The sequence below is a fragment of the Streptacidiphilus cavernicola genome, from assembly GCF_042510955.1.
Classification (GTDB): domain Bacteria; phylum Actinomycetota; class Actinomycetes; order Streptomycetales; family Streptomycetaceae; genus Streptacidiphilus; species Streptacidiphilus cavernicola.
In genome coordinates this window covers 210681-228341 of the sequence record NZ_JBHFAB010000004.1, presented here as the reverse complement: position 1 = coordinate 228341, position 17661 = coordinate 210681, and the positions used below count along the sequence as shown (strand labels likewise).

The following is a 17661-nucleotide window of genomic DNA, read 5'->3' as shown; positions in this document are numbered from 1 at the left end:
AATGCTGAGGTGCACGATCATGCTGACGACCCCTACGTCCTCGTCCTCCCCGACCGCGACGCCGCCGAGGCGTCCGCCGAGCAGCTCGCGCGGGAGCACCGCGCCCTCCCCGAGCCGGAGCTGCACCGGGAGGCGCTGGCCGGCGAGGACGACGCCGAGGACGCGCAGTGGCTGCTGGTGCTGCACCCCCCGCTGCCGCCCGGCCTCACCCCGGCCGCGCTGGACGCGCTCGCCGCCGACCACGACGGCTGGCTCGAAGGCTTCACCCCCTCGGACGCCTGAGCCGAGCACCGTCCCGGCCTGTCACTCCCGGCCGATACCCTGGCCCCGATGGCTAAGAAACCGACCGAAGACCTGCTCTCCCCGCTGACCGTCGTGGTCGGCCAGGAGGAGCTGCTGCTCGACCGCGCCGTGGCGGAGGCCACCACCGCGGCCAAGCACGCCGACCCGGACACCGACGTCCGCGACCTGCAGCCCGGCGTCCTGCAGCCGGGCATGCTCAGCGAGCTGACCAGCCCGTCGCTGTTCTCCGAGCGCAAGGTCATCGTGGTCCGCGCCGCCCAGGACCTGGCCGCCGACACCGTCAAGGAGGTCAAGGCCTACCTGGACGACCCGGCCCCCGACACCATGCTGGTCCTGGTGCACGCGGGCGGGGCCAAGGGCAAGGGCCTGCTGGACGCGGCGAAGAAGGCCGGGGCGCGCGAGGTCGTCTGCCCCAAGCTGACCAAGCCGGCCGAGAAGCTGGCCTTCGTCCGCGCCGAGTTCCGGGTCACCGGCCGCTCCGCGACCGAGGACGCCTGCCGGGCGCTGCTCGACTCCGTCGGCAGCGACCTGCGCGAGCTGGCCTCGGCCTGCAGCCAGCTGGCCGCCGACACCGAGGGCACCATCGACGAGACCGTGGTCGCCCGCTACTACACCGGTCGGGCCGAGTCCTCCGGCTTCCAGGTCGCCGACCTCGCGGTGACCGGCCGGACCGCCGAGGCGCTGGGCCAGCTGCGCTGGGCCCTGGCGGTGGGGGAGAAGCCCACCGGCATCGTCTTCGCGCTGGCCTCCGGCGTCCGCTCGATCGGCAGGGTCGCCACCGCCGACCGCGGGATGCGCCCCGGCGACCTGGCCCGTGAGCTGGGCATGCCGCCCTGGAAGATCGACCGGGTCCGGCAGCAGCTGCGCGGCTGGACCGGCGACGGGGTGGCCCTCGCGCTGCGCGCCGTCGCCGAGGCCGACGCCGCGGTCAAGGGCGGCTCCGGCGACCCCGCCTACGCGCTGGAGCAGTGCGTCGTCACGGTCTCCCGCGCCGCCCGCTCCCAACGCTGACCCACCTGCTGCCCTGCGCAAACGCCAAAGCCCCGGAAACGCCAAAGCCCCCGGGGTGAACCGGGGGCTTCTGAGGCTCTGCCTTGAGAGCACCGTCGCGACCTTGGGTCTGCCGTCCGGGGACGGCAGGCGTGGCGAACGCAGATCGCGTACGGCGCGGGGTTTCCGTGCGGCGTCCGGGTAGAGGGCCGGGCGTTGGTCCGCGCGGACTGTCACTTCAAGCGCTTCAGAGGACTTCCGGGGAAGCCGCTGAAAGAGGCCTGAGGCGAGGGGTCAGGCCTGGTGGCCGGCAACCTTGGCGCTGAGCGCCGACTTCTTGTTGGCGGCCTGGTTCTTGTGGATGACACCCTTGCTGGCGGCCTTGTCGAGCTTCTTGTTGGCCTCGCGGGTCAGCACGACGGCCTTCTCGAAGTCGCCCGCCTCCACGGCCTCACGGGCCTTGCGGATGGCGGTCTTCAGCGAGGACTTGACAGCCTTGTTGCGCTGACGAGCCTTCTCGTTGGTCTTGATGCGCTTGATCTGGGACTTGATGTTCGCCACGAAAGAGCCTCAGTCTGATTGGTTGGAACTTGGAACAGAGAGTGCGCCTGCTCCGCCACCCGCCCGAGGGCATGAGGCATCGCAGACACGGTGGCCCAGGCTACCAGCGCCGCACGGCCTACCCCAAACCGGGCGCAGGCTGCTCAAGGACCGGCTCCCCGTAGTGCTCGACCAGCGGGAACGGGTCGTAGTAGGGGTGCAGCAGCTCACCCCAGCGCGGGTACTCGGCGGAGCGGCGGAAGCCCTCGGTGTGGTCCTCCAGCCGCCGCCACTCCACCTGCAGCAGGAACCGTGACTCGTGCCCCGGGTCCAGGCAGGGCAGCAGCCGCAGTCCGAGGAAGCCGGGCTGGGCGGCGATCAGCGGGCGGGCGAGGCCGAAGGCGGCGAGGAACTCCGCCCGCCGGTCGGGGCGGACGTCGAGGACCGCGGATTCCAGGATCATGGCCTGTGATCCTCCCCGCTCCTCTCCCCCGGCACCACTCCGCTGTGCCAGGGTGGGCGGATGATCCCCGCACTGACCCGCCTGCACGCCAAGGTCTCCGGCGACCGCTCCGCCCTGCTGCTGTCCGGGCTGCTGGCCGGGGCCGGGGTGCTGCACTTCGCTGTCCCCGGTCCTTTCGACGCGATCGTGCCCAAGCTGCTTCCGGGCAGCCCGCGGACCTGGACCAAGGCCAGCGGGGCCGCCGAGCTGGCCGTTGCCGCGGCGGTGGCGCTGCCGCCGACCCGCCGGGCGGGCGGGCTGGCCGCCGCCGGGCTGTTCGCCGCGGTCTACCCGGCCAATGTGCAGATGGCCTACGACTACCGCAACGCCTCGCCGCTGAAGCGGGCCGTCGCGTACGGGCGGCTGCCGCTGCAGGCGCCGCTGATCGGCTGGGCCCTGGTGGTCCGCGGCGGCCGGGGCCGGAAGCCCGCCCGCGGCTCCGTCGGAAGCGCCTGAGCGGCGAGGCCCCTGCTCGTGGGACGATAGGCGTACCTTCCCGGTCGCGCCCCCGCAGGACGTCGCACGGACCCCCGCACGGACGCCGCGTGGAAGGAGCCTGCTCCAGCCACTCGACACCATTGGACCCTGAGTGCCCGCCATCCCCGTCAACGTTCCGCAGCCCAGCCGCACCGACCCGGCGCTGATCCGCAACTTCTGCATCATCGCCCACATCGACCACGGCAAGTCCACGCTCGCCGACCGGATGCTGCAGATCACCGGCGTGGTCGACCCGAGGCAGATGCGCGCCCAGTACCTCGACCGCATGGACATCGAGCGCGAGCGCGGCATCACCATCAAGTCGCAGGCGGTCCGGCTGCCCTGGGCTCCGCTCAGCGGCGACCAGCAGGGCACCACGCACATCCTGAACATGATCGACACCCCCGGCCACGTCGACTTCACCTACGAGGTCTCCCGCTCGCTGGCCGCCTGCGAGGGCACCCTGCTGGTGGTGGACGCGGCCCAGGGGATCGAGGCGCAGACCCTCGCCAACCTCTACCTGGCGCTGGAGAACGACCTCACCATCATCCCGGTGCTCAACAAGATCGACCTGCCGGCCGCCCAGCCGGAGAAGTACTCCGAGGAGCTGGCCCGGATCATCGGCTGCGAGCCCGAGGACGTGCTGCTGGCCAGCGCCAAGAGCGGCCTCGGCGTCGAGGCGATCCTGGACGAGGTGGTGAAGCGGATCCCGGCCCCGGTCGGCGTCAAGGACGCCCCGGCCCGCGCGATGATCTTCGACTCGGTCTACGACACCTACCGCGGCGTGGTCACCTACGTCCGGGTGGTCGACGGCGAGCTGACCAAGCGCGAGCGCATCGCGATGATGTCCACCGGCGCCACCCACGAGCTGCTGGAGATCGGTGTCATCTCGCCCGAGCCCAAGGTCGCGGACGGCCTGGGCGTCGGCGAGGTCGGCTACATCATCACCGGGGTGAAGGACGTCCGGCAGTCCAAGGTGGGTGACACCATCACCTCGATGCACAAGGGCGCGACCGAGCCGCTGGGCGGCTACAAGGACCCGCGGCCGATGGTGTTCTCCGGCCTCTACCCGCTGGACGGCTCCGACTACCCGCTGCTCCGCGACGCGCTGGACAAGCTGCGGCTGAACGACGCCGCGCTGGTCTACGAGCCGGAGACGTCGGTGGCACTGGGCTTCGGCTACCGCTGCGGCTTCCTCGGGCTGCTGCACCTGGAGATCATCCGGGAGCGGCTGGAGCGCGAGTTCAACCTCGACCTGATCTCCACCGCGCCCAACGTGGTCTACCGGGTGGTGATGGAGGACGGCAGCGAGATCACCGTCACCAACCCCAGCGAGTTCCCCGGCGGCAAGATCACCGAGGTGAACGAGCCGGTGGTGCGCGGCACCATCCTCGCCCCGAACGAGTTCGTCGGCGCGATCATGGAGCTGTGCCAGGCCCGCCGCGGCGCGCTCCAGGGCATGGACTACCTCTCCGAGGACCGGGTGGAGCTCCGCTACACCCTGCCCCTCGCCGAGATCGTGTTCGACTTCTTCGACCACCTGAAGTCCAAGACCCGCGGCTACGGCTCCTTCGACTACGAGCCGATCGGCGAGCAGAGCGCGGACCTGGTGAAGGTCGACATCCTGCTGCACGGCGACGCGGTGGACGCCTTCTCCGCCGTGGTGCACAAGGACAAGGCCTACAACTACGGCGTGATGATGGCAGGGAAGCTGCAGAAGCTGATCCCGCGTCAGCAGTTCGAGGTGCCGATCCAGGCCGCCATCGGCTCGCGCGTCATCGCCCGCGAGACCGTCCGCGCGATTCGCAAGGACGTGCTCGCCAAGTGCTACGGCGGTGACATCTCCCGTAAGCGGAAGCTGCTGGAGAAGCAGAAGGAGGGCAAGAAGCGGATGAAGATGGTGGGCCGGGTGGAGGTCCCGCAGGAGGCCTTCATCGCCGCGCTGTCGACGGACGCCGACGCCCCGTCGGACAAGAAGAAGTAGCCCGGGGCCGGGCCGTCGGCCGGGTCGAACGGGCAGGTGGGAGGGCGCCTCCGGAACTCCGGGGGCGCCCTCCCCGCCGTTGGCCGCCGTCTCCCGCGGTCCGCCCGCCGGCTGCGCCCGCCCCGGGGCCCGCCGGCGCTGTGTCAGCGGCCCTCACCCCGCTGCGGTACCCTCCCGCTGCCAGCTGCTGTCGCGCGAGGAAGCCGGGACGTTCGATGCCGGACCACAGTCAGCCCCTCTCCGACCCGCGGGTCTTCGCCGGACTGGGCCTGGACCGCCTCGGGATGACGCCCCTGCGCGGCGTCGACCCGGTCCGGGTCGGCCCGTTCCTCCTGGCCGCGCTGCTCGGCAGCGGCGGCATGGGGAGGATCTACCTCGGCCGTGACGCCGCGGACCCGCACCGCGGCCTGGCCGCGGTCAAGGTGATCCGGCCCGAGTACGCCGAGGACCCCCAGTTCCGCCGGCGGTTCGCGCGCGAGGCGGAGTCGTTGGCCCGGGTCCAGGGCGGGCAGACCGCGGTGCTGCTGGGCAGCGGCTTCGACGACGACCTGCTGTGGATGGCCACCGAGTACATCCCCGGCCTCAGCCTCTCCGCGGTCATCGCCGACCACGGCGTGCTCGACCTCGCGGCGGCCTGGCGGCTGGCTGCGGACCTGGGCCGCGCGGTCGAGGCGATGGCCGAGGCGGACGTGGTGCACCGGGACATCAAGCCGTCCAACGTCATCCTCGGCCCGGACGGCTGCCGGGTGATCGACTTCGGGATATCCCAGGCGGGAGACACCAGTTCGATCACCATGACCGGGCAGCAGGTCGGCACCCCCGCGTACATGTCCCCGGAGCAGGTGCGGGGGCTGGCGGTGGGCCCGGCGTCGGACGTCTTCGCGATCGGCTCGGTGCTGGCGTACGCGGTCGCCGGGAACGCCCCCTTCGGGGACGGCACCAGCGTGGACGTGCTGCACCGGGTCGCCTTCGACCCGCCGAAGGACGAGATCCTGGCCCGGGTCGGCGCGCTCGACCCCGGACTGGCCGGGCTGGTGGCGTCCTGCCTGGACAAGGACCAGACCCGGCGGCCCACGCCGGGGGCGGTGATCGCCGCCGCGCTGACCCGCCAGGTCCCGGCCCCCTGGCCGCAGGCCCTGAACGAGGCCGTGATGCTGCGCCTCCAGGTCGCCGACAGCGTCCGCCAGGTGCCGCTGCCGCAGCCCCCCGAGCCGGGAGCGGCGGTCCCGCGGGGAGCGGGGGCCCCGCTCGGGGCGGGCGGCCCGCTCGGGGCAGCCTCGGCGGAGCGGACTCCTGCGCACCAGACCGGGGCTGACGCCCCGTTCGCTGCGCTGCTCGGCTCCGCTACCTCGGCGGAGCAAACTCCCGTGCACCCGGCGGGGGCTGACGCCCCGTTGCCCGCACCGCCCGGCCTTGCCGCCTCGGCGGAGCAGACTCCCGCGCACCCAGCCGGCGCTGCCGCCCCGTTCCCGGCCCCGCCGGGCTTCGACGCCCCGCACCCACCGCCGACCGGAACCCCCCACCCCCCTCAGGGGCGCGGGGAACTGCGCGACAAGCCAGGCGCCGTCCCGCACCCTCAATCCCCGCCGCACCCCCACCCACCCGGCACCCCCACCCACGCCGACACCTGGCCGCCGCAGGGCGCGACGCCACCGACCGTCGCGGCGCTCTCCGCGCCGTTGGCGCCGTCCGCGCCGTCCGCGCCGTACGTGCTGCACGCTGCGACCGCCGGATCCGGGCCGGAGCCGAGCGCCCCGACCGGCGGCCCGGGATACCCGTCGCTGCCGCTTCGGCAGGAGCCGGAGCAGCGCGCGTCCCGCCGTCGGGCCGCGCTGCTGGTGGGCGCGGCGGTGGTGGCGGTCGCCGCGATCGCGGTCACGGCCCTGCTGGTGACCTCCCCCTCCGGTTCGCACGCGGTCACCGCGACCGGCACCAAGGGCACCACAGGCACTGCGGGCAGCACAGGCAGCACCGGCACGTTGGGCCTCCCCGGCCCGTCCGGAGGGCCCGGAGGATCCGCCTCCGCGCAGGGCAGCACCGCCCCGGCGGCTGGAGGCCGCGCCTCGGCCAAGCCCGGCAGCATCACTGCTGCCGCTGCTCCGACGCACGGCGCCGGTACGGCCGCCGGGGCGGGAGCCCCCGCCTCGCCGCCGTCAGGCACCGCCCCCGCCCAGCCGAAGACCACCGCGCCCGCGCCGCCCCCGCCTCCACGCAGCACGACCCCCGCCGCACCACCCGTCCCGCCGTGGATCAAGAACTGCACCTACTACTCCGGCAGCGCCGAGACCGACCCCGGAGCCAAGGGCAACGCGGTCAAGGAGATCCAGTGCATCCTGGTCAACCGCGGCTACAGCGTCGGCCCCTCCGGCGTGGACGGTGACTTCGGCGCGGACACCAAGGCAGCGGTGATCGCGTTCCAGAAGGCCAAGGGCCTGTCCGCCGACGGCGGGGTCGGCCCGCAGACCTGGCCCGCCCTACGCAGCAAGAGCTAGCAGCGCCGAGCACCAAAGCGCCGAGCACCGACCGCCGACGCTACGAACCGGCCGGGGACCACCCCCGGTCGCGCCCGGACAGCGCCAGCGCGCGGTCGAACGGGGTGGCGTCGGCCGGAACCGGGAGCGCCTCGGCGAAGCCCTGGTACTGCCGGTACATCTCGGCGTACTCCTCGACCAGGCCGACGGTCGCCGCCTCTGCGCTGTTCGGGAGCTGGAAGTCCTGGCCGGTGGCGACCGCCAACTCCCAGCTGTGCAGCACCAGTTCCAGCAGGATCATCCCGGCCACGGCCGCGGCGGGCATGGACGCGTCGCCCATCTTCACCTCGCCCTCCCACACGGCCGGGTCCGACCAGGCGGCCAGCGCGCGGTCCAACTGCTCCGCGTAGGCGTCGGCCCAGCCCAGTTCGGCGGTGAAGTCGCGCTGCTGCCAGTCGTCGGGGACGGACTCGCCGCGGGCGCGGAGTTCGAAGTTGTAGGAGGTCCAGAGCACCAGATGGTTGGCAAGAGTCCGGACATCCCATTCAGTGTCCGGAGTGCGGTCGGAGAGCTGGTCGGCGGTGACGCCCCGGACGATCCGGGAGGCCTCGGCGGACGCGGCGGTGAGCTGCGGCAGAAGATTCGTCATGGCTTCACGCTAGGCCGAGCCCGCCCACCTGTCTTGAAGAAACGCGACACCCTACGCTGGGGAGATGACCACCGGGGGCAGTACCGATCCCGACGAAACCGGCGTGGCCGGCGTGCGCGGCGTGCTGCATCCGCAGGGGGCGGTCGGACGGCTGACCCTCGACCGGATCCCGCCCGCCGCCGCGCTCGCGTCGCTGGTGGAGTTCCACTGGCGGGTCCGCTGGGATCTGCGCGGGCAGGCCCCGCACGAGCAGAAGGTGCTGGCGCACCCCAACGTCCATCTGGTGTTCGAGGCGCCGTGCGCCGCCGTGTACGGGGTCGACCGCGGCCTGTTCGTACGGCGGTTGGAGGGGGCGGGGCAGGTGCTCGGGGTGAAGTTCCGTCCGGGCGGGTTCCGGGCGTTCTGGCGGCGGCCGGTCCAGGAACTGGTCGACCTGGTGCTCCCGGCGGCCGAGGTCTTCGGCGCGGAGGTGGAGGAGACCGGCCGCCGGATCCTGGCCCTGGACGACCCCGCCGCGATGGCCGCTGCCGCGGACGCCTTCCTGCTCGACCGGCTCCCGGCGGAGCGGACCGAGGACCCGCAGGCGGAGTTGGCCGCCGCGATGGTGGAGACCGCGATCGCCGACCGCGGGCTGCTCCGGGTCGAACAGCTCGCCGAGCGGCACGGGGTGTCGGTCCGCACCTTGCAGCGGCTGTTCGCCGAGTACGTCGGAGTCGGGCCCAAGTGGGTACTGCGCCGGGCCCGGCTGCACGAGGCGGCGCAGCGGGCCGAGGAGACCACGGTCGACTGGTCCGCCCTGGCCGGGGACCTCGGCTACGCCGACCAGTCGCACCTGACCCGTGACTTCACCGCGGTGGTCGGTCTGCCGCCCGACCGGTACGCCCACATATGAGCGAGCCTCGGCAACCGTGGGGGCGCGGCATGCTGCTGAGCCCTGAGCTGGCCGGAGCCGGCGGCCTGCTGATCGCGGGGGCGGCGGTGGCCGCAGTGGTGGCGCACCTGCAGGCGCAGCCCAGCGCGGGAGCGCACCCGGGTGGCGGGAACGGACTGGCGGGCGACTACCGGGTCACCGCCGCGGCGGCCACCGGCTGGACGGTGGACGGAGCCTTCACCGTCCGGGTGGACAGCGTTCGCTGCGCCGAGGGCGGGGCCACTCCGGGCGGGGCCGCCGCGCCACCGGTGACCTGCACCGTGCGGGTGGATGCGCGGACCGGGTCAGGGCCGCTCGGCTACCTGCCGCCGCAGCTCCGGGCCGGGGACGGCACTGCGTTGACGCCGGTCGGCGGTGCCGCCGCCGCGGTCGCGGTGCCGAGCGGACGTACCGTCAGCCTGACCTACCGCTTCAGCGCCGCCGCGGGGCAGGCGGACCGCCCGCTGTCCCGGCTGCTGCTCGGCAACGGTGCGGCGGGCGACGCGCTCAGCGTCCGGCGGCAGTGAGCAGGGTCCAAGTGGCGTGGTCCGGGCCGTCCTGGGCCGGGACCGAGACCGGGTTGCCCCGCAGCCAGCGGGCGACCGCCGCGCGGACCTCGTCGGTGCCATAGGCGGCCTCCGGCAGGGCAATCAGATGACGCACCAGCGAACGGGCGCGCATCACCACCGGGTCCTCCAGCGCACAACGCATCGGCGGCGGCACGGCCTGCGCCGGTCCGGGGCTCGCGGCGGCGGGGTCTGCGGGGCCAACCGGGTCTACGGGGTCGCCAGGGCTGACGGAGCCGCCGGGGCTGCCCGCGAACGCTGCGCGCAGGCGGGCGTCGTTGGCCGCGTCCAGCGTCAGCTGCTGGTCGAACCACGGCTTGACGGTCCGTACCGCCCACGCGTGGTGGGCCAGGGCGAAGCCGACCGGGTCGGTCACCGCCGTGGCCGCGGTCCGGGCGAGCCTCCGCGCCGTCCACAGGGCGTGCGGGACGCCCTGGCCCTGGGTGGGGTTGGTGTGGCTGGCGCTGTCGCCGACCAGGGCCAGCCCGGTGGCGACCGGGCCGAGCCGGTCCACCAGGCCGGTCCAGCGGTTGTCGAGACCGGCCATCGCCCGGACCCCGCTGATCGGCTCCGGGTCGAGCGCCAGCCACCGGGCGGTGGCCGGGAAGGTCCTCGCCGCGGCCTCGAAGACGGCCGGGTCGCGCAGCGCCCTGCGGCCCGGGTCGCTGCTGCTCGCGGTGACGGCCAGGGCGAAGACATCGCCGTCGGCCGGGAACACCAGGCCCACCGCGAACGGCGAGACCGAGCCGCGGAGCACCCGTCCGGGCGGCGGCGGGCCGTCCTGGCGGTGCCGGTACCAGCGGCAGTAGTAGTCCACGCCGACCCGCTGCGACTCCACCGCCGGAGGCCGGCACCCGGCCGCGACCAGCCACCCGGGCACCGGTGAGCGCCGTCCGGCGGCGTCCAGCACCAGGTCGGCCCGGTGCTCCCCGGAGTCGGCGACCACCCCGCGAACCCCCGGTACGGACCCGTCCTGATCGACCGTCAGCCCCCGCACCCCGTCGCCGACCCGCCGTTCCAGCCCCGGCTGCCGCTCGGCGGCCTCGCTCAGCGCGGTCTCCAGCACGATCCGCCGGGCCTCGACGGTGACCAGCCGTTCGTCCCCCGGCCGGTACGGCGGGTGCTGGTCGAACCAGTCGAACTCATGCCGCTCGCGCGCGCCGAGCTCCAGCATCCGGGCGTACACCTCGGGCGCCTCGGCCAGCAGCACGTCGCGGACCGGGGCGAGGAACGAGTGCGGTTGCGCCGCCTGCGGGACCCGTGGCCGGCGCTGCTCCAGGAAGTCCCACCCGGGGTCGCCGCTCGGCAGCTCGCGCTCCCGCTCGAACAGGGTCACCCGGTGCCCGCGCCGTGCCAGGAACAGCCCGCAGGCCGTTCCGGCGATGCCCGCCCCCACCATCGCGATGTCCGCCATCCGCAGAGTATGCCGACACCGGGAGGCCGGGTGCGAACCGCACCCGGCCTCCCGTGCCCTGCCCTGCAAGCCGCTTGGCGGACCGTCAGTCCACCTCGGCCACGGCCTGGGAGAACTGCGCCGTGTACAGCCGGGCGTAAGCCCCCTCCGCGGCGAGCAGCTCGCTGTGGCTGCCCTGCTCGACGATCGCGCCGTCCTCCATCACCAGGATGGTGTCGGCGTCGCGGATGGTCGACAGCCGGTGCGCGATCACGAACGCGGTGCGCCCGCTGCGCAGCGTGGCCATGGCCCGCTGGATGAGCACCTCGGTACGGGTGTCGACCGAGCTGGTGGCCTCGTCCAGGACCAGGATGGACGGGTTCGCCAGGAACGCGCGGGCGATGGTGATCAGCTGCTTCTCGCCCGCGCTGACCCCGGTGCCCTCGTCGTCGATGACGGTGTCGTAGCCCTCCGGCAGGGTGCGGACGAAGCGGTCGACGTGCGCGGCGCGCGCCGCCTCGACCACCTCCTCCCGGCTGGCCCCCGCCCGCCCGTAGGCGATGTTCTCGGCGATGGAGCCGCCGAACAGCCAGGTGTCCTGCAGCACCATGCCGATGCCGGAGCGCAGTTCCTCGCGGGACATCCGGGCCACGTCCACCCCGTCCAGGGTGATCCGGCCGCCGGTCACCTCGTAGAACCGCATCAGCAGGTTGACCAGGGTGGTCTTGCCCGCTCCGGTGGGGCCGACGATGGCGACGGTGTGGCCGGGCTCCGCGGTCAGCGAGAGGTCCTCGATCAGCGGCTTGGCCGGGTCGTAGCGGAAGGCCACGTGCTCGAAGGCGACCCGTCCGCGCAGCTCGCTGGGGCGCAGCGGCTCGACCGGGTCCGGGGCCTGCTCCTCGGCGTCCAGCAGCTCGAACACCCGCTCGGCGGAGGCGACGCCGGACTGCACCAGGTTGGCCATACTGGCCACCTGGGTCAGCGGCTGGCTGAACTGCCGCGAGTACTGGATGAACGCCTGCACGTCGCCGATGGACAGCGCGCCGGAGGCGACCCGCAGCCCGCCGACCACCGCGACCAGCACGTAGTTGATGTTGCCGATGAACATCATGCAGGGCTGGATCAGGCCGGAGATGAACTGCGCCTTGAAGCTGGTGGCGTAGAGCTTCTCGTTCTGCTCGCGGAACAGCTCCGCGGACTCCTCCTGCCGGCCGAACACCTTGACCAGGGCGTGCCCGCTGTACATCTCCTCGATGTGGGCGTTGAGCTTGCCGGTGGTCTTCCACTGGGCGATGAACTGCGGCTGGGCCCGCTTGCCGACCTTGGTGGCGACCACGATCGAGGCCGGGACGCTGATCAGGGCGATCAGCGCGAGCAGCCAGGAGATGTAGAACATCATGGTCAGCACGCCGACGATGGTCAGCAGCGAGGTCAGGATCTGACTGAGCGTCTGCTGCAGCGTCTGGCCGATGTTGTCGATGTCGTTGGTGACCCGGCTCAGCACCTCGCCGCGCGGCTGCTGGTCGAAGTAGCTCAGCGGCAGCCGGGCGATCTTGTGCTCGACGTCGCCGCGCAGCCGCTTGACGGCGCGCTGGAGTGAACGGTTCATCAGCCGGGCCTGGACGATGCCGCACAGCCCGGCCAGCAGGTAGATGCCGAGCACCCACAGCAGCACGCCGCCGACGGCGTTGAAGTCGATGCCCTGGCCGGGGCGGACGTGCTGCATGTTGGCCAGCAGGTCGGCCTGGCTGCCGTGTCCCGACTGGCGCAGGTGCGCGACCGCGTCGGCCTGGGTGGCGCCGTGGGTCAGGGTCCGGCCGAAGACGCCGGCCAGGATCAGGTCGGTGGCGTGGCCGAGGATCTTCGGGCCGACCACCGAGAGCGTGACGCTGGCCAGGGCCAGCAGCAGGGCGATGGTCAGCAGCCCGCGCTCGGGGCGCAGCAGCCCGAGCACCCGCTTGCCGGAGGCCTTGAAGTTCATCGACTTCTCGACCGGGCCGCCGCCCATCATCCGGCCGGGTCCTGGCATCGGGCGGGGGCCGCGGCGCTTGGCCGCCGCTTCCTCTTCGGAGCTCATGCCGCCTCCTCCTCGGTCAGCTGGGAGAGGACGATCTCTCGGTAGGTCTCGTTGCTGTCCATCAACTCGTGGTGGGTTCCGGTGCCGACGACGGTGCCCTCGTCCAGGACGATGATCCGGTCGGCGTCGCGAATGGTGCTGACACGCTGGGCGACGATGACGACGGTGGCGTCGGCGGTCTCCCGGGAGAGGGCCGCGCGCAGCCGGGCGTCGGTGGCGTAGTCCAGGGCGGAGAAGGAGTCGTCGAAGAGGTAGATCTCCGGACGGCGGACCAGCACCCGGGCGATGGCCAGGCGCTGGCGCTGGCCGCCGGAGACGTTGGTGCCGCCCTGGGCGATCGGGGCGTCCAGGCCCTCTGCCAGCTTCTCGACGAAGTCCTTGGCCTGCGCGGTCTCCAGCGCGGCCCACAGCTCCTGGTCGGTGGCGTCCGGGTTGCCGTAGCGGAGGTTGCTGGCGACGGTGCCGGAGAAGAGGTAGGGCTTCTGCGGGACCAGGCCGACGGTCTTGGCCAGCAGCGCCGGGTCGAGGTCGCGCACGTCCACGCCGTCGACCAGGACGCTGCCGTCGGTGGCGTCGGAGAGCCGGGGGATCAGGGTCAGCAGGGTGGTCTTGCCGGAGCCGGTGCTGCCGATGATCGCGGTGGTCTCGCCGGGACGGGCGTCCAGGGTGACGTCGCGCAGCACCGCGGACTCGGCGCCGGGGTAGCGGAACTCGGCCCCGCGCAGCTCCAGGTAGCCGGCCCGCTTCAGCTCGCGGACCGGGGCCAGCGGCGGGACCACGGTGCTCTCGGTGTCCAGCACCTCCTGGATCCGCTCGGCGCAGACCTCGGCGCGCGGCACCATCATGAACATGAAGGTCGCCATCATCACCGACATCAGGATCTGCATCAGGTAGCTGAGGAACGCGGTGAGCGCCCCGATCTGCATCCCGCCGCTGTCGATCCGGTGCGCGCCGAACCACAGCACGGCCACGCTGGAGACGTTGACCACCATCATGACCAGCGGGAACATCAGCGCCAGCAGCTTGCCGACGCGGATCGCGTTGTCGGTCAGCTCGTCGTTGGCGACGGCGAAGCGGTCGCGCTCGTGGGTGTCCTTGACGAAGGCCCGGATCACCCGGAGGCCGGTGATCTGCTCGCGCAGGATCCGGTTGATGCCGTCGATGCGGACCTGCATGGAGCGGAACAGCGGGCGCAGCCGGGTGACGATCAGTCCGATCACCACGCCGAGCAGCGGCACGATCGCCACCAGCAGCAGCGACAGCTGGACGTCCTGGTTCAGCGCCATGATGATGCCGCCGACGCACATGATCGGCGCGGCGACCATCAGCGTGAAGGTCATCAGCACCAGCATCTGGACCTGCTGGACGTCGTTGGTGCTGCGGGTGATCAGCGAGGGGGCGCCGAAGTGGCCGACCTCGCGGCTGGAGAAGGTCTGCACCCGGTTGAAGACCGAGGCGCGGATGTCGCGGCCGAGCGCCATCGCGGTGCGGGCGCCGTAGTACACCGCGCCGATGGCGCAGACCACCTGGGCCAGGGTCACCCCGAGCATGATCCCGCCGGTCTGCAGGATGTAGCCGGTGTCGCCCTTGATCACCCCGTCGTCGATGATGTCGGCGTTGAGGGTGGGCAGGTAGAGGGTCGCGATGGTCTGGATCAGCTGCAGCAGCACCAGCAGCCCGATGGGCTTGGTGTAGGGGCGGAGGTGGGCCCGCAGGAGTCGGATCAGCACACGGTTCTCGCAGGAGGTCGCAGGGGGTCGGGGAGGTGATCTGCGTACACCGTACTCGGTTTTGCCGGGACCGGGGAGGGCATCGCATCAGGACGGCCATCGTAGGTAGCTTGCTTGTCGACCGGCAAGCTGATTTGGCGGCGCCCGGCACGACCCCTCTTACGTTCCCGGTCCGAACGTCCTACCCTGAGCGTTGCCAGCTAGTTACTCGTGAGTTAACAAACGTCTCGGCCCCTGAACTGGGCCCCGGAGGTAGCCGTGAATTCCGCAGCACCGCTGATCGACAGCCGTCCCGCCTCGGTGGCGCAGCTGTTCCTCTCCCGGGTCGCCGAGACGCCCGACCGCGAGGCCTACCGCTACCCGGTACCGGTGGACGAGCACGCCGCGGACGGCGCGCCCGGCGCCGAGCAGTGGCGCTCGCTCACCTGGGGCCAGGCCGCCGAGCGGGTCTACGCCATCGCCGGCGGCCTCGCCGCGCTGGGCATCGCGCCCGAGGAGCGGGTCGCCATCTCCTGTTCCACCCGGATCGAGTGGATCCTCGCCGACCTCGGCGTGATGTGCGCGGGCGCGGCCGTCACCGCCGTCTACCCCAGCACCAACGCCGACGAGACCGCCTACATCATGGGCGACTCCGGCAGCCGCGCGGTGATCGCCGAGGACGGCGCGCAGCTCGCCAAGATCCTCGGCGTGATCGGCGAGCTGCCCGAGCTCAAGCACATCGTCACCGTCGACGGCAGCCTCCCGGACGCCCCGGTCGAGGGGGTCGAGGTGCTGTCGCTGGCCGAGCTGGAGGAGCGCGGCGCGGCCTACCTCAAGGAGCACCCGGACGCGGTGGCGACCACCGTCGCCGCCATCGACCGGGAGCAGCTGGCCACCCTGATCTACACCTCCGGCACCACCGGCCGCCCCAAGGGCGTCCGGCTGGTCCACGACTGCTGGTCCTACCAGGCCGCCGCGCAGTCCAGCACCGGGCTGCTCAGCGCCGACGACGTGCAGTACCTCTGGCTGCCGCTGTCGCACGTCTTCGGCAAGACGCTGACCTCGGGTCACATCCAGCTCGGCTCGGTCACCGCGGTGGACGGCCGGGTGGACCGGATCATCCACAACCTGCCGGTGGTCAAGCCGACCTACATGGCCTCCGCGCCGCGGGTGTTCGAGAAGGTCTACAACGGCATCGCCGGGAAGGCGCGGGCCGAGGGCGGGGCCAAGTACCGGATCTTCCTCTGGGCCGCCAAGGTCGCCCGCGACTACGCCCGCGCCGGGCAGGAGAGCCTGGTCGCCACCGGCACCCGCAGCGTCCCGTTCGGGCTGAGGGCGCAGCACGCGGTCGCCGACAAGCTGGTCTACGCCAAGATCCGGGCGGCCTTCGGCGGCCGGATGCGCGCCTGCGTCTCCGGCAGCGCCGCGCTGGCCCCGGAGATCGGCTACTTCTTCTCCGGCGCCGGGGTGCACATCCTGGAGGGCTATGGCCTGACCGAGACCAGCGCCGGATCCACCGTCAACCCCGGCGAGGACTACCGGATCGGCACCGTCGGCACCCCGCTGCCCGGCACCGAGGTGCGGATCGCCGAGGACGGCGAGATCCTGCTGCGCGGCCCGGCGGTGATGCGCGGCTACCACAACCAGCCGGAGAAGACCGCCGAGGTGCTGGAGAGCGACGGCTGGTTCCACACCGGCGACATCGGCGAGGTCGACAAGGACGGCTTCGTCAGGATCACCGACCGCAAGAAGGACATGTTCAAGACCTCCGGCGGCAAGTACGTCGCCCCCAGCGAGGTCGAGGGCCGGTTCAAGGCGGTCTGCCCGTTCGTCAGCAACATCCTGGTGATCGGTAACGGCCGCAACTACTGCTCGGCGTTGATCACCCTGGACGAACCGACCATCATGCAGTGGGCCGGGGCGCACGGCATGGCCGGGAAGTCCTACGCCGAGGTCTGCTCCTCGGCCGAGGTGCACGAGCTGATCGGCGGCTTCGTCCAGCGCCTCAACGCCGACCTGCAGCGCTGGCAGACCGTCAAGAAGTTCACCGTGCTGCCGCGCGACCTGGACATCGAGCACGGCGAGCTGACCCCCAGCCTCAAGGTCAAGCGCCCGGTGGTGGAGCGGGAGAACGCCGCCGCGATCGAGGCGATGTACGCGGGGGCGAACGAGGCCTGAGCCGCAGGGCTGTGACCGGGCCGCCGCCGTAGCGGCGGCCCGGTCCTGCTCACTGCGTCGCGGAACGGCGCCGCCGCCGGCGCCACCAGATCGTCGCCGGCACCGCCGCGACCACCGCGGCCAGGCCGCCGAGCGCGTACGGGGTGGCGCTGACCGGCGGCTGGGACAGGCCGGACTGCCCGAAGGTGGCCGGGATCGGCAGGGTGGACCAGTGGGTCAGCGGCCAGGCCACCACGACCGCCCGGCCGACCACGTCGCTGACCGGCACGAAGCCGCCGCCGTTGTCGTGCACCCGCTGGTAGCGGGAGTCCTCGGAGTCGTTGCGGTGGTCGCCCATCACCCAGAGGTAGCCCTTGGGCACCTTCACCGTGCCGACCGCGAAGTCGTCGCAGGGGGTCGCCCCCGGATAGATGTAGGGCTCGCTCAGAGTCACCCCGTTCACCTCGACCGGGGCCCCCGCGTTGCAGGTCACGGTGTCGCCGCCGACCGCGATCACCCGCTTGATCAGGTCCTTCTCGGTCGCCGACGGCATCAGTCCGACCGTGCTCAGCGCCGACTGGATGTGCCGGACGGTCGCGCTGCCGCTCTGCGGCGGCAGCTCCGAGGCGTCCAGCCAGTTGCCCGGGTCGTGGAAGACCACGACCTCGCCGCGGTGCGGGACGGCCCCCAGCCAGGGGCTGAACTTGTCGACCAGCACCCGGTCGTTCTTCATCAGCGTGTTGTTCATCGAGTCCGAGGGGATCGAGAACGCCTGCAGGAAGAAGGTCTTGATCAGCACCGCCAGCACCAGCGCGACCAGGACCAGCAGCGGCAGCTCCTTCCACAGCGGCCGGGGCGGCCGCTGCTTGGCCCCGGTGTCCTCCTCCGCGCCGACCGGTGCCCCGTCCGCGACGTGCTGTTCCATCCCTACGT

Annotated in this window: 15 protein-coding genes; 8 read left to right on the top strand and 7 right to left on the bottom strand. The window is 72.5% G+C overall.

Annotated elements, in window-relative coordinates; genetic code table 11:
• The first annotated feature begins 9 nt into the window (after positions 1–9).
• Together ACEZDE_RS07385 and holA are read left to right on the top strand one after the other, a co-directional pair.
• Positions 10–282: a hypothetical protein gene (locus tag ACEZDE_RS07385; RefSeq protein WP_380533716.1), complete on the top strand. Its 273-nt coding sequence runs from the start codon at positions 10–12 to the stop codon at positions 280–282.
• Positions 283–330: 48 nt separating this feature from the next.
• Positions 331–1314 (top strand): DNA polymerase III subunit delta, encoded by a 984-nt coding sequence (gene holA / locus ACEZDE_RS07380; RefSeq protein WP_380533714.1) that lies wholly within the window; start codon positions 331–333, stop codon positions 1312–1314.
• 273 nt (positions 1315–1587) lie between these two features.
• Here the strand turns inward: holA and rpsT are convergent, their stop codons facing one another.
• Together rpsT and ACEZDE_RS07370 are read right to left on the bottom strand one after the other, a co-directional pair.
• Entirely contained in the window at positions 1588–1854 is a 267-nt protein-coding gene (rpsT, locus tag ACEZDE_RS07375; RefSeq protein WP_380533712.1) for a 30S ribosomal protein S20, read from the bottom strand.
• 118 nt (positions 1855–1972) lie between these two features.
• Positions 1973–2296 (bottom strand): antibiotic biosynthesis monooxygenase family protein, encoded by a 324-nt coding sequence (locus ACEZDE_RS07370; protein ID WP_380533711.1) that lies wholly within the window; start codon positions 2294–2296, stop codon positions 1973–1975.
• 60 nt (positions 2297–2356) lie between these two features.
• Between ACEZDE_RS07370 and ACEZDE_RS07365 the strand changes: the two genes are divergently transcribed.
• The 3 genes from ACEZDE_RS07365 (at position 2357) to ACEZDE_RS07355 (ending at position 7288) form a co-directional block, all read left to right on the top strand.
• The gene (locus ACEZDE_RS07365; RefSeq protein ID WP_380533710.1) at positions 2357–2791 is read left to right on the top strand and encodes a DoxX family protein; all 435 of its coding nucleotides are present in this window, start codon (positions 2357–2359) and stop codon (positions 2789–2791) included.
• 133 nt (positions 2792–2924) lie between these two features.
• Positions 2925–4796: a translation elongation factor 4 gene (gene lepA / locus ACEZDE_RS07360; RefSeq protein ID WP_380533708.1), complete on the top strand. Its 1872-nt coding sequence runs from the start codon at positions 2925–2927 to the stop codon at positions 4794–4796.
• A 215-nt stretch (positions 4797–5011) separates the two neighbouring features.
• Positions 5012–7288 carry a protein kinase domain-containing protein gene (locus ACEZDE_RS07355; RefSeq protein WP_380533706.1) on the top strand — a complete coding sequence of 759 codons (2277 nt, stop codon included), beginning with the start codon at positions 5012–5014 and terminating at the stop codon, positions 7286–7288.
• 40 nt (positions 7289–7328) lie between these two features.
• Here ACEZDE_RS07355 and ACEZDE_RS07350 read toward each other — a convergent pair whose 3' ends face one another.
• Positions 7329–7916, bottom strand: a complete 588-nt coding sequence (locus tag ACEZDE_RS07350) for a TIGR03086 family metal-binding protein (protein WP_380533704.1) — start codon at positions 7914–7916, stop codon at positions 7329–7331.
• A gap of 64 nt (positions 7917–7980) precedes the next feature.
• On the opposite strand from ACEZDE_RS07350, the gene ACEZDE_RS07345 reads away from it, so the two are divergent.
• Positions 7981–8808 (top strand): DUF6597 domain-containing transcriptional factor, encoded by an 828-nt coding sequence (locus ACEZDE_RS07345; RefSeq protein ID WP_380533702.1) that lies wholly within the window; start codon positions 7981–7983, stop codon positions 8806–8808.
• 29 nt (positions 8809–8837) lie between these two features.
• Entirely contained in the window at positions 8838–9353 is a 516-nt protein-coding gene (locus ACEZDE_RS07340; RefSeq protein ID WP_380533701.1) for a hypothetical protein, read from the top strand.
• Here the strand turns inward: ACEZDE_RS07340 and ACEZDE_RS07335 are convergent.
• From ACEZDE_RS07335 to ACEZDE_RS07325, 3 genes are all read right to left on the bottom strand, one after another.
• Positions 9334–10806, bottom strand: coding sequence for an NAD(P)/FAD-dependent oxidoreductase (locus ACEZDE_RS07335; RefSeq protein ID WP_380533699.1), 1473 nt, complete (start codon positions 10804–10806; stop codon positions 9334–9336). The two genes, ACEZDE_RS07340 and ACEZDE_RS07335, sit on opposite strands and share 20 nt — an antisense overlap.
• Before the next feature lie 85 nt (positions 10807–10891).
• Positions 10892–12862 carry an ABC transporter ATP-binding protein gene (locus ACEZDE_RS07330; protein WP_380533697.1) on the bottom strand — a complete coding sequence of 657 codons (1971 nt, stop codon included), beginning with the start codon at positions 12860–12862 and terminating at the stop codon, positions 10892–10894.
• A complete protein-coding gene (locus ACEZDE_RS07325) occupies positions 12859–14592 on the bottom strand; it encodes an ABC transporter ATP-binding protein (protein WP_380533695.1) in 1734 nt (577 codons plus the stop codon). The genes ACEZDE_RS07330 and ACEZDE_RS07325 overlap by 4 nt, the downstream gene beginning before the upstream one ends.
• A gap of 258 nt (positions 14593–14850) precedes the next feature.
• Here ACEZDE_RS07325 and ACEZDE_RS07320 point away from each other — a divergent pair, with 258 nt between their 5' ends.
• Entirely contained in the window at positions 14851–16749 is a 1899-nt protein-coding gene (locus tag ACEZDE_RS07320) for an AMP-dependent synthetase/ligase (protein ID WP_380533694.1), read from the top strand.
• A gap of 49 nt (positions 16750–16798) precedes the next feature.
• Here the strand turns inward: ACEZDE_RS07320 and lepB are convergent, their stop codons facing one another.
• Positions 16799–17653, bottom strand: coding sequence for a signal peptidase I (lepB, locus tag ACEZDE_RS07315; RefSeq protein ID WP_380533692.1), 855 nt, complete (start codon positions 17651–17653; stop codon positions 16799–16801).
• Between the last annotated feature and the right edge of the window lie 8 nt (positions 17654–17661).